Origin of the sequence: Methanolobus sp. WCC5 (assembly GCF_045690325.1) — an archaeon.
In the GTDB taxonomy this organism is placed as follows: domain Archaea; phylum Halobacteriota; class Methanosarcinia; order Methanosarcinales; family Methanosarcinaceae; genus Methanolobus.
Genome location: NZ_CP146981.1, coordinates 1,979,688 through 1,991,328, shown reverse-complemented (window position 1 = coordinate 1,991,328; position 11,641 = coordinate 1,979,688). Strand labels below are relative to the sequence as shown.

The window sequence follows — 11,641 nt, the reverse complement described above, 5'->3', positions numbered from 1 at the left end:
GTCAAGGTTAATTTATAATTTTTGAATTATCATTGCTAAAAAAAAGTTCATAACGCTAAAAGAGTAAACTGATCCACTAGTGTGTCATGTGCTTTTCTTTTGTCTCAACTTCAATTGGTTCTAACTTTAAATCAGCCATTAGCTTTTTCTCTTCTTCACGGATGTGTTCTAAAGATTTTTCATAGTCTTTTAGTGAAAGCTCAGATTCACGTTGAGCTTTTCTAAATTCACCCATAGATTTCCCCATTGAGTTTGCAAGTTCCGGTAATTTGCTTGCACCAAATAACAAAAATATCGCTGCAAATATAACTAAAAATTCAGTCGGTCCAAAACCACCAATCATTAATCTAACACTCCTACAAAATGTATATTGTTATTAGTCAGGTTATGATATCTGTGCCATTAGTACTGTTTTTTTAAATAACACTAATATTTTTACGAATTGTAGACAAACCAACAAAGTCTTAGTTGTACATCCTACAGAGAACAGATTTATTATTCAAAATACTTATTTAAATATGAATTATTGATAACATAAATAAGTTTTTTAGAAACATTTATATATGGTCTTGAAATATATGTTTTAAAAAAGGAAATTGATAATGCCACACAATTTTTTAGACATTCATATTGTAGATTTCTGTCAGTTAGATTGCAAGCATTGCTATTTGAAAAAAGAAGAAAACTACATGCCAGTGAGTATGATAGAATATATCTGCACAGATTTCTTGCAAAGTAACTTCCCATTGCCATCTAACAACATAATTCTTAGCGGTGGAGACCCCTTACTCCACCCTGAGTTTGAAAAAGTTTGCGATATTGTAAGAGATCTCAATGGCTTTGTTTGTTTAAGCACAAACGGAATTCTAGTTCCGAAATACATAACCTCATTCAAAAAGAACGATGGAATCCAGGTAAGCATTGACGGAAACGAAGAAATTCATAATTCGATCCGTGGCAATGACAATTACAAAGACGCTGTAAAAGCTTTGAAATTGTTAGATGAATATGGAATCAAACATGGAATTGGATTTACGATTAATCAACTGAATAAGCATTGTATCGACCATGTTATCGATCTCTGTATCGAGACCGGGGCGTCAACACTAAACTGCAACATTTACCAGCCTCTCAACTACGACTTCTTACAACCAATCACATTCAAAGAATGGTTGGATATAAGAGAGTATGCAGCAAAAAGAGCGGAGAAGGAAGGAATTTACCATCCAAATGTCTGCATTGAAAAAGGATGTTGTGCTGGAATACTCGGAATTTCTGTTCTGACTGACGGTACTTACTGGGACTGTTCCCGGAACCAACAGGTGATCGGGAAGTACCCTCAAAAAATCAATGATGTTCTTTTTTGGGACAATATCAAAAATGTAAAACCAAGGGACAAATTTGAAACATGCTGTAGGAGTTTAGTCTATGAATAAAAACCAAGATCTAAAGGCCTGTGAAGAAGATCCGGATTGTTTAAAGATGAACAGACGTACGTTCCTGAAAGCAGTCGGCGCTGCAGGGGCTGCCGCATGCATGGGAACATATAAAGCAAACATCGCAGATGCTCTGGGTCCTGCAAAAACCGGAACCACCAAAAGCAGGATTTATGTTTTGGCATCAATCCCCAACGCCGGAAAAACAACCACTGCAATATCCATGAAAAATTATTTTGAATTGCAGGGACTGAAGGTTGCATGTCTGCAATCTATTACCAAAGGCTACCAGGATACAGGAAAATATCTTAAGTACACGCATGATCATTTCAGCATCCCAATTGAAGCCACAAGAAGTAAAGAAACACTTGAAAAGTGGCTGCCGTACGGATATGATATATTCATTCTGGAAGTCAGTTCAGCTTACGTATTTCCGATATCAGCTGCAAGGATCAGTTTATTTGATAATATAAATGAACTAATGCCTTATGATATGAGTGGTGACTGGGATGGGAATCTTGCTAAAAAATATAAAAATCTTCCTTTTTTGGATGTCGTTAGGAACAGAAACGTAAAACCCGTCATAACCAAATCACCCGAGAAAATGAATTGCGCTTCTGTAGATTCCAATTTTATGATCCACAATATTGATGATTTTGTCTATGACGAAGTTGAACCAAAGATGGTGCTTTCAAAAAGTGACAAAAAGGTCATAGCTGTCGGAGCAATTCCTGCTGAGTTCTGCAATATGTACCCGAATTTGAAATGGTACGATTATGACTATCCCGGATTCTACAATGCCTACAAAGAAGAAGACTATGATTTCGCAATAATCGGTGATTGTAACAACGACGAGATGAAATTTTCTTTCAGACCGGACAAGCCAGTTATCTGTTACAAACCATCAGTATACATTGACAATTTGGTTAGATTCCCAAAGGCATCAGCATCGACGGACAAAGATGAAATTTTCTCTCTTGTAAGAACAGCAAATGTTGGCACTTCTTTGGGAAAAGATGGCTGCCGTTATGAAGCTTTTAACAATAAATACTGGATCAAGCATGAATTCATGAATCTGGATACAATCACTACAGAAAATAACATAATATTTTGCAACGGATGGGTTTTACCACAGCATCTGATTCAAGAAGGATATATGGAGGTATAAATATGGGATGGATTAGTTGGGGAAACTGGAACGATTGGGGAGAATGGAGCGATGCGCCAAGGATGCTAGACACCCTTGGATCAACATATGGAGATTGCATTGAAGTTATTGCAGCTCTTGAAGTTGAAGTATCTTATGCCATATGGCTTCCTCTAACTCAAAACTGGTTGTATCAATGCAGGCTTAACTCTCTTGGAAAGGTACGATTAAAACCAGAAATGCCCCCCTACGTAGCGGGTTGGGGATCATACTGCAGCACCATAAATCTTGAAAAAGTAGAAAGTGGGGATCCCGCATTCCGGTTCTCCCAAGATAGTACTGCAAGTAACTTTGGTGCATTTCCACATGAAGGGGACCATCCTGATTATAGTCCTGTGTATGATGCTCTACTAGTTCTTGTTTCAGCTGGATTAAGTAAAATGAATGCGTATGTAGCCTTTGGACTGACTGCAGTACAAGTGATAAGTGCACTATGTGGAGAACCTGATGATACAATTAATGAGGCAGAGAGACTAATGGCAGAGTATGAATACCCTGAGTATCCAGTTAATGGCTCTTTCTCTCCAGAAAGCAGTTGCTGGTATTGTTGGGAAATAAGAGCTAATAGCAATGATTATGTTACATTTACCTTGGAATACGACTTTGGTGCTTATGAATTTCTTAATCCACCATCACCGGCGCAGGTAGTTCATCTTATAAATAGTAGTACATGGGGTATTCCAACTCCTCCTCCTCGTGATCGCATGACACCTGAAGAAAAAGATAGATATGGATTTGTAGAACTTTCTATTCACGATATAGAGAAGCAAGCTTCTGAATTTGGAGTTTCTTTTGAAAAAATTAAGGGCTTTGTAAGAGAAGAAGAGTCAGTATATATATTAACTAACCTTGAAGTCAAGTTAGAATCAAGTAATTTTACAAGTAAAATTGAACCTATAAGGCACAAAACATCAGATGACATTTGACATAGGCGCCAACAAAATGAAACTCCTTACTTATTTTTTTGCACTGATGCTTCTCCTCCTAGCAGGCGTCCATTATACAAATGAAGCACAAGAACAGACCATTGCAAGAGAAAATGCACTCATTGCAAATGAAACAAAACAACAGATGGAGTACATACAAATCCTGCGAGCGGAATCTGAGAGAATCTTCACTCAGGATCAGGATGTACAAAATCTTCTGGATGAAAACACCAGTTTCAGAGTCTATGAGATAATCCATAATGAGAGCCTTGTAGAGTATATCTACATTATTGGGTTTCATCTTCAAAAAATAAAGTACTCAAGAGAACCCAGAATTGTTAACGGGACTGTTTACATATTCTACATCGATCTGGACAATAAGAGTGTCACTAATGAAGATGATGCGAACTTCGCCTATTTTAATCAAAGTTACAGGTTACTGAGACTTAAAAATAATGTGCATAAGGAAGAGAAAGGAGTATTTTTTGACTCGTCTATGACAACAAATGTCTGGTCTGGAACTTGCTTGCCATATAGTAATCGCTGGTTATACCCATTCAGGGTAGAGGGACATCAGAGCATCAATCGTGTTTCAGATTCTACAAAAATACCTGCAATGAAGTATCAACTGGAAATCAAAAAGATGACTGATACTGACAATATGTACCTGACATATGACAGTACCGGAAGAAATGTAGAGATTATGTCTGACAATGCTAGCGTTTCATCAAAGTATTGGAAAGATGAGAGAAAAAGGGAAGTAAACACTCTGACAATGTCCTTGCCTTCAAAAGCTGACTATCCTATCGACTGGTATTATACATGGGAGGTCAGAAGTGGTACTAACCAGACTATTGTTTTTGATATTGATATGACAGCTGACGGATGGAGTAACACTGACGGACCTGAAGAGTTGTACGGATGGAGATTCATCATAGAGACGCCTCCGAATACAGATGATATGTCAGAAGAGGAAATGGCAGAACTTGGAGTATGGCCAACAACAGGTTTCGGGAATTTCTATCCACTCTCAACTACGATCGTTAGAAAAGGAGAATGGCTGGAAAATGCATGAAGTGGGGCTATGATTTACTATGAAAAAAAGGTCATTCCTTTTTATCTTTTCACTGGTACTTCTCCTGCTAGCGGGCATTTATGTTATAAATGAAGCACATGAGCAGGGTATCCTAGCAGAGAACGCACGTACTGCAAATGAAACCAAGGAACAGATGGAGTACATACAGAGCCTGCAAGCGGAATCCGAAAGCATATTTGCGCAGGATCAGGATGTGCAGGACTTACTAAGTGAAAACACCAGTTATAGAGCTTATGAGATAATCCACAATGAGAGCCTTGTAGAGTATATTTATATCATTGGATTCCATCTTCAAAAATTCAAGTATGCAAGAGAACCCAGAATTGTCAACGGGACTGTTTACAGATTCCACATCGATCTGGACAATAAGAATGTTACCAATGGAGATGATGAGAACTTCGCCTATTTTAATCAAAGTTCCAATCTACTGATACTTAAAGACAATGTCTATAAAGAAGAGGAAGGAGCCTCTTTTGAATCGTCAATGACAATAAATGTCTGGCCGGGTGCTCACCATTATGACGGATTGGTGTATGATTACAAGATAGAGGGATATCAGAACATTGATACTTCTTCCAGTTCAACTAAAAGACCTGCAATGGAGTATCAACTACAAATCAAAAAAATGGATGATACAGATAGTATATACCTTCCGCTTGATACCGGAGACAATGTACGCATCCTATCTGATAACAATAGCCTTTCAGCTAAACATTGGGAAGATGAGAGAAAAAAGGAAGTAAATACTCTGACAATGTCCTTGCCGGGAAAAGTTAGCTATCCTATCGACTGGTATTATAGATGGAATGTCGGAAGTGGCACTAACCAGACAATCGTTTTTGATATCGATATGACAGCTGACGGATGGAGTAACAATGCCGAACCTAAGGAATTGTACGGATGGAGATTCATCATAGAGACACCTCCGAATACTAATGATATGTCAGAAGAAGAGATGATTGAACTTGGGGTATGGCCAACAAACGGCTTCGGAGGTTTCTATCCGCTCTCAACTACGATTGTTAAAAAAGGAGAGTGGTTGGAAAACAGAAGTAGGGCATAGGATGATAAGCATGAAACTAAAAAGATCAGGCATGATTGCAGGAGCTTTGGTATTGCTCCTGTTTGGATTTTTTATATACAGTATGTATGATATGGATAGCGAGTATTATCCAATTGTTGTGGATGAAATGTCCTATGAACTTGGAAAAGGCCTGAAGTGGGAGTATTATTGAATATGAAAAAAATGTCATTTCTTTTTATCTTTGTAATAACACTGCTTCTATTAGCTGGCACTTTCTTTGCAATTGAGGCTCTGGAACAAGACATTGCAGAAGAGAATGCACGCATTGCAAATGAAACCAGAGAACAAATGGAGTACATACAAAGCCTGCAAGCGGAATCCGAAAAGATATTTGCGCAGGATCAGAATGTGCAGGACTTACTGAGTGAAAATACCAGTTTTAAAGCTTATGAGATAATCCACAATGAGAGCCTTGTAGAGTATATTTACATCACTGGATTCCATCTTCAAAAATTCAAGTATGCAAGAGAACCCAGAATTGTCAACGGGACTGTTTACAGATTCTACATGAATCTGGACAATAAGAATGTTACCAATGGGGATGATGAGAACTTCGCCTATTTTAATCAAAGTTCCAATCTACTGATACTTAAAGACAATGTCTATAAAGAAGAGGAAGGAGCCTCTTTTGAATCTTCAATGACAATAAATGTCTGGCCGGGTGCTCATCATTATGACGGATTGGTGTATGATTACAGGATAGAGGGAAATCAGAACATTGGTACTTCTTCCAGTTCCACTCGAAGACCTGCAATGGAGTATCAACTGAAAATTAGAAAAGTTAATAGTGCTGAAAGCTTCTACCTATCGTATGACAGTACCGGAAAAAATGTAGAGGTTCTGTCTGATAATGCTAGCATTTCATCAAGGTATTGGAAAGACGAGAGAGGGAGGGAAACAGAGTCTTTGACAATATCTTTGCCAGCAAAGATCAAGTACCCTCTGGACTACCTTTACAAATGGTTTGTTGTAGCTGGCAACAACCAGACTATTGTTTTTGATATCGATATGACAGCTGACGGATGGAGTAACACTGGCGGACCTGAAGAGCTGTACGGATGGAGATTTATCATAGAGACGCCTCCGAATACAAATGATATGTCAGAAGAGGAGATGATGGAACTTGGAGTATGGCCAACAAACGGCTTCGGAGGTTTCTATCCGCTCTCAACTACGATTGTTAAAAAAGGAGAGTGGTTGGAAAACAGAAGTAGGGCATAGGATGATAAGCATGAAACTAAAAAGATCAGGCATGATTGCAGGAGCTTTGGTATTGCTCCTTTTTGGATTTTTTATATACAGTATGTATGATATGGATAGCGAGTACTATCCGATTATTGTTGATGAAATGTTCTATGAACGCGGGAAAGGCATGGTGTGGGAGTATTATTGAATATGAAAAGAATGTCATTTCTTTTTATCTTTGTACTGATACTGCTTCTATTAGCTGGCACTTTCTTTGCAAATGAGGCCCATGAGCAAGACATTGCAAGAGAGAACGCACGTATTGCAAATGAAACAAAGCAACAGATGGAGTGCATACAGAGCCTGCAAGCCGAATCCGAAAGAATCTTCACTCAGGATCAGGTTTTACCACATCTTCTAATTGAGAACACCAGTTTTAGAGTCTATGGAGAAGGTTGAATCGATTATTTCAGATAGAAAATATCTTGCTCATATCAGAAATATCTTTGTTAATGAGACCTTTTCCTTTTTGTCGGAAAACGTTTAAAAAATGATAACAAGGGATTTTTTTTCAATCTCTCAAAAATTAAACTCATGCTCCCAATCAAAATATGCTGCATCCTCATACCATTCAGGCCAATGCTTACACCATTCAGGGACAGTACATTCTCTTACGCGCTCACATAAATGATATGGCTTAATATCCAAGACAGGTGTTCCTTCTGCAGAGTCGATGTAAGGCGTGTAAATTCTACCCTTACCGAAATCAATTTCCCGGACATAAATAGTTGTGATCAGGACCGGATTTGGCCTGTATTCCGAACGGGTCGCGAACACACCTATCTTTTCAGGTCCTTTTTTATACGGTTTCTCATTCACCAGCATCTGACTTCTCTCGTCATCAGCAGACAGGTTTCCCCACCAGACAATCTGTAAATGACTGAAACCTTCAAGATTGGTTAAACCTGATCTGTATTTCTTATCCAGCTCGATAAAAAATAACCCATTTTCAGAATGTACCTTCCCGATCTCATTAAGTCTTATTTCGTTTACCATTCTTTCACTTCCTGTAACTTAACTATAAAATTAGTGATCCACTCTTTTTCAGCTCTCAATAAACAGATCCTCCTGGTTGCCAGCTGAACGTAAGAAAGATCACAAGCATGGTCTTGCAAGCTCTTTTCCAATGCTTTGTAATATTCTATCATTTCATCAAGAGACTTCGAATAACTATTTAAACTCTGAACAGCATCCGTTTTATTTAGTAAAGTCAGGTTGGATAAAGCAACATCTACAGGGTATTTTGAAGGTTGCCAGGCAGAAACCAGTTCTCTTACCCCATCTTTTAAAACATATTTCCCTTGTGGTGTGATTTTATAGATTTTTTGTGAGATGTTATTTTCAGAAAGTCTTATTTCACTTTCCAGTAATCCGTTCTTTTCTAACTTATTCAGGAGTTTATACACAGAGGACATGGAAATATCCGTCCAGTATCGCATATCTCTTTCCTTGATATCATTTTCAATTTCATAAGCATGCTTGGGTTTTTCATAAACCAGTCCCAATAATGCTACTTCTTTGGAAGATATTGTCATAATACAATATAGTAATAGTACAATATAGATAAATGTTTCGTAATAATATCCTTCTTTTAGGATTAAGAAACAAAACAAGACGAATCTCCCATCCTCACAAATGGTGCACCCCAGGACAGGAAAAACAGATCAACCAGCGCATCATCCTCAACTTCAGCAACAACTGCAATCGGTGCCATGAAGGTCAAGAAAGATTTCGGGAAGCGGACTACATACCTGAAGAAAGGGCAGATAATAGTGCAGAGCCCCGATAATTGTGATATGGTGGCGATAATCGGGCAGTTGAAATGCGTGGTGAGGCACGTTTGAGTTCCTTCAAACGCCTTTAACCGAAACGTATATAAGACCCCAATACGTATGGGTGTCTCGCTCAATTGAGCATGACAACGCGGGCCGGTAGCTTAGCCAGGCAGAGCGACGGACTCTTAATCCGTAGGCCAGGGGTTCAACTCCCTTCCGGCTCGCATCATACAATCTTTTTTAATCTTCTTTTAATCTTGTTTTCTCTAAAAGGTTAAATCCTATCAGTTCAATCTGTCTTCATCCTTTATCCCAAAAAAGGTGGAAACATGCCAAAAGTAAGTGTTGACATTCCCCAGGAACTTCTTGATGACCTTAACAGTCATGTCGGAGACAACAAGAAATTCATTACACAGGCTGATGCCATAAGAGCGGCGATCCGCAAACTGCTGGACCAGATGGATGATATAGACCGCAGGCATGGCAGGCTGGAAGAATAAGAAAAGAAAATATGGAGATAAGTCTATCTGCCCACACTTTTTTGCACTCAAAAACCAGCTCTTTAAAATACCTCTGCTTTGCTATAAACCACAGATGCACGCAGATGTAAATAACTGTTATCTGCGTATATCTGCGTTTATCTGCGGTTATGATTCAAAACTCGCTGATAAATAGGATTTCTCTATCTGCCCACACTTTTTTGCACTCAAAAACCGGCTCTTTAAAATACCTCTGCTTTGCTATAAACCACAGATGCACGCAGATACACACAGATGTAAATAACTGTTATCTGCATGTATCTGTATTTGTCTGCGGTTATGATTCAAAACTCGCTGATAAATAGGATTTCTCTATCTGCCCACACTTTTTTGCACTCAAAAACCGGCTCTTTAAAATACCTCTGCTTTGCTATAAACCACAGATGCACGCAGATACACACAGATGTAAATAACTGTTATCTGCGTATATCTGTGTTTGTCTGCGGTTATGATTCAAAACTCGTTGATAAATAGGATTTCTACAGAGTCCAAAAACTAGAGCTTCTTTAAATACTCAATGCACTGCCGGCCCTCTTCAAGACTGCCCATCTCAGTAACAAGCCTGCCTTTGTAAGCTGAAAGACTTTCCATGAGCTTCTTCCAGTCGATGTTACCCTGTCCCAGAGGCAGGTGCTCATCATGGGTACCGTGGTTGTCATGGATATGTATGTGCCTTATCTTATCGAAACATTTCTCCACGAACTCATCCAGAAGTCCCATGGTGTTGGCATGTCCCACATCCAGTGTCATGTACGCGTTATCCCTGTCCACCTGGTTGAGCATATCGATCATCTCACCGGGTTTCCTGCCGAATATCTTGGGGATATCGGGCATGTTCTCAACAGCAATGAGAATGCCCCTGTCTGCTGCAAAATCGCAGAGCTGCTGGATGGACCTGATATTTATCTCCCAGGCTTTATCAGGTACCTGGCCACCGTAAGGTGAAAGGTACCCCGGGTGCAGCACTGCCAGCTCTGCAATACCTGAGACCAGGTCCAGGTAATACCGCATCTGACGCATCACTTCATCATGTATACCGGGATTGAGACCTGCAAGGTTCATATCCGAGAACGGCAGGTGTATCGTAAGGGTAAGATCGGTGGTTTCAAGTATGTCCCGGACCTGCGGGAGGTTATCATCATTAAGGCATTGTGAGCCTTCCTGGACCATCTCCCAGCCGGTATATCCGATATCTTCAAGATCCCATGCCCAGTTAAAAGGATCTTCAACGGCTGTACGTGATGAAAAGCTCAGATTTCGGACATGCATTTCAGACATCCCTTATATCCATTTCAAAATCTGGTATACCGTTCTCTGTCGGCGGGGTGAGCCAGTCGAAACATCTTGTGAGCTCGTTGCTGGAATCAGCCCGGATGCTTATATTGACAGAGCCCAAAGGCTCCTCCTGTGCAGGATAGTTCAGGCGGCCAACGGTGGCTACCTGCTTGTTGATGATGAAAGAAGTTGACAGACCGTCATCCGATAAACCTACATTGAGGCGGGTCCGGGATGTATCGATGATCTCCTCTTCCCTGATAAGATAATGGATATATCTGAGAGCGTGAATGTCACCCTCACCTGAGAATCTTCCCCGTTGTTCAGACAATTCTTCAAAGCCAAAGTCAATCTCAGGGAAGAGCTGGCTCAGGGCGGAGTAAACCTTATCCCTGCTCTCTGTGGGATTAACATCAGCGTAAACCTGGACCTGTATCATGATACTCATTCCTTGATATCACTGTTGATGAACCATCAATGCAGTTATCTTTTCCCTGAACTGCTCAAGGGAACCATTGTTCTCAACTACGATGTCCGCTATCTTCATAGCCTCGCCCATACCCCAGCCAAGCTCGCGCTCATCCCTTATCTTCAGGGCACTGATGTCCTGCATATCATCACTTCTTTTGCGGGAGAGTACACGCTCAAACCTCAGCTCAAGCGGCGAATCTACAGACACCAGGGTAAAGTCAGAACCGAATGCATCTTTGAATCGTTCCACCTCGTAAACACTGCGCACACCATCGATACCGATGAAATCCTCGTTTGTGGCTTTGATCTTGGGGATACATCTTTTTGCAACTGCATCACTGCCTTCCTTTTCACGCAGTTCGGTACCAATACCTCCTGTGTTGGCATCGGTGGGTTCCAGTCCCCTGCGAACGACCTCTTCCCTGATGACATCTCCCATATTGATAACAGTAATACCTTTACGGCGCAGGACAGACGCTGCCTCTGATTTGCCCGAGGCCGGCATTCCAACAAAAGCTAAGATCTTAGTCATGGATGAACCTGTTATTTTTTTTCAAAATCGATCAATGAACCCATTGTCATAATAC

General features: G+C 40.1%; 17 protein-coding genes and 1 tRNA gene. 12 read left to right on the top strand and 6 right to left on the bottom strand.

Annotated elements, in window-relative coordinates; genetic code table 11:
• Positions 1–76: 76 nt before the first annotated feature.
• The gene (locus V7O64_RS09710; protein WP_407355213.1) at positions 77–343 is read right to left on the bottom strand and encodes a twin-arginine translocase TatA/TatE family subunit; all 267 of its coding nucleotides are present in this window, start codon (positions 341–343) and stop codon (positions 77–79) included.
• A 259-nt stretch (positions 344–602) separates the two neighbouring features.
• Here V7O64_RS09710 and V7O64_RS09705 point away from each other — a divergent pair, with 259 nt between their 5' ends.
• The 9 genes from V7O64_RS09705 to V7O64_RS09665 are packed head-to-tail and all read left to right on the top strand — an operon-like array spanning position 603 to position 7,393.
• The gene (locus V7O64_RS09705; RefSeq protein WP_407355212.1) at positions 603–1,436 is read left to right on the top strand and encodes a radical SAM protein; all 834 of its coding nucleotides are present in this window, start codon (positions 603–605) and stop codon (positions 1,434–1,436) included.
• On the top strand, positions 1,429–2,604 hold the full coding sequence (locus tag V7O64_RS09700; protein ID WP_407355211.1) for a twin-arginine translocation signal domain-containing protein: 1,176 nt from the start codon (positions 1,429–1,431) through the stop codon (positions 2,602–2,604). Before V7O64_RS09705 ends, V7O64_RS09700 begins: the two co-directional genes overlap by 8 nt.
• 2 nt (positions 2,605–2,606) lie before the next feature.
• Positions 2,607–3,569, top strand: a complete 963-nt coding sequence (locus tag V7O64_RS09695) for a hypothetical protein (RefSeq protein ID WP_407355210.1) — start codon at positions 2,607–2,609, stop codon at positions 3,567–3,569.
• Between the two features lie 46 nt (positions 3,570–3,615).
• On the top strand, positions 3,616–4,644 hold the full coding sequence (locus V7O64_RS09690) for a hypothetical protein (protein ID WP_407355209.1): 1,029 nt from the start codon (positions 3,616–3,618) through the stop codon (positions 4,642–4,644).
• 19 nt (positions 4,645–4,663) lie between these two features.
• Positions 4,664–5,728, top strand: a complete 1,065-nt coding sequence (locus V7O64_RS09685; protein ID WP_407355208.1) for a hypothetical protein — start codon at positions 4,664–4,666, stop codon at positions 5,726–5,728.
• 10 nt (positions 5,729–5,738) lie between these two features.
• Positions 5,739–5,900 (top strand): hypothetical protein, encoded by a 162-nt coding sequence (locus tag V7O64_RS09680; protein ID WP_407355207.1) that lies wholly within the window; start codon positions 5,739–5,741, stop codon positions 5,898–5,900.
• Positions 5,897–6,970: a hypothetical protein gene (locus V7O64_RS09675; RefSeq protein ID WP_407355206.1), complete on the top strand. Its 1,074-nt coding sequence runs from the start codon at positions 5,897–5,899 to the stop codon at positions 6,968–6,970. Before V7O64_RS09680 ends, V7O64_RS09675 begins: the two co-directional genes overlap by 4 nt.
• A 10-nt stretch (positions 6,971–6,980) precedes the next feature.
• Entirely contained in the window at positions 6,981–7,142 is a 162-nt protein-coding gene (locus V7O64_RS09670) for a hypothetical protein (protein ID WP_407355205.1), read from the top strand.
• Positions 7,139–7,393 (top strand): hypothetical protein, encoded by a 255-nt coding sequence (locus V7O64_RS09665; RefSeq protein WP_407355204.1) that lies wholly within the window; start codon positions 7,139–7,141, stop codon positions 7,391–7,393. The genes V7O64_RS09670 and V7O64_RS09665 overlap by 4 nt, the downstream gene beginning before the upstream one ends.
• 120 nt (positions 7,394–7,513) lie before the next feature.
• Here V7O64_RS09665 and V7O64_RS09660 read toward each other — a convergent pair whose 3' ends face one another.
• Both V7O64_RS09660 and V7O64_RS09655 read right to left on the bottom strand, forming a co-directional pair.
• Positions 7,514–7,990, bottom strand: a complete 477-nt coding sequence (locus tag V7O64_RS09660) for a TrmO family methyltransferase (RefSeq protein ID WP_407355203.1) — start codon at positions 7,988–7,990, stop codon at positions 7,514–7,516.
• Positions 7,984–8,529, bottom strand: coding sequence for a PadR family transcriptional regulator (locus tag V7O64_RS09655; protein ID WP_407355202.1), 546 nt, complete (start codon positions 8,527–8,529; stop codon positions 7,984–7,986). Before V7O64_RS09655 ends, V7O64_RS09660 begins: the two co-directional genes overlap by 7 nt.
• Positions 8,530–8,706: 177 nt before the next feature.
• Here V7O64_RS09655 and V7O64_RS09650 point away from each other — a divergent pair, with 177 nt between their 5' ends.
• From V7O64_RS09650 to V7O64_RS09640, 3 genes are all read left to right on the top strand, one after another.
• On the top strand, positions 8,707–8,838 hold the full coding sequence (locus V7O64_RS09650; protein ID WP_407355201.1) for a hypothetical protein: 132 nt from the start codon (positions 8,707–8,709) through the stop codon (positions 8,836–8,838).
• Positions 8,839–8,919: 81 nt separating this feature from the next.
• Positions 8,920–8,993: transfer RNA gene (locus V7O64_RS09645), tRNA-Lys, on the top strand.
• Between the two features lie 105 nt (positions 8,994–9,098).
• Positions 9,099–9,269, top strand: coding sequence for a CopG family transcriptional regulator (locus V7O64_RS09640; protein WP_094227595.1), 171 nt, complete (start codon positions 9,099–9,101; stop codon positions 9,267–9,269).
• Between the two features lie 534 nt (positions 9,270–9,803).
• On the opposite strand, the gene V7O64_RS09635 is transcribed toward V7O64_RS09640, so the two are convergent.
• From V7O64_RS09635 to V7O64_RS09625, 3 genes are read right to left on the bottom strand one after another with little or no spacing between them, the layout of a single operon-like run.
• A complete protein-coding gene (locus tag V7O64_RS09635; RefSeq protein WP_407357316.1) occupies positions 9,804–10,577 on the bottom strand; it encodes a sugar phosphate isomerase/epimerase family protein in 774 nt (257 codons plus the stop codon).
• A gap of 1 nt (position 10,578) precedes the next feature.
• Positions 10,579–11,031, bottom strand: coding sequence for an RNA-binding domain-containing protein (locus V7O64_RS09630; RefSeq protein ID WP_407355200.1), 453 nt, complete (start codon positions 11,029–11,031; stop codon positions 10,579–10,581).
• 9 nt (positions 11,032–11,040) lie between these two features.
• Entirely contained in the window at positions 11,041–11,586 is a 546-nt protein-coding gene (locus V7O64_RS09625; RefSeq protein ID WP_407355199.1) for an AAA family ATPase, read from the bottom strand.
• Between the last annotated feature and the right edge of the window lie 55 nt (positions 11,587–11,641).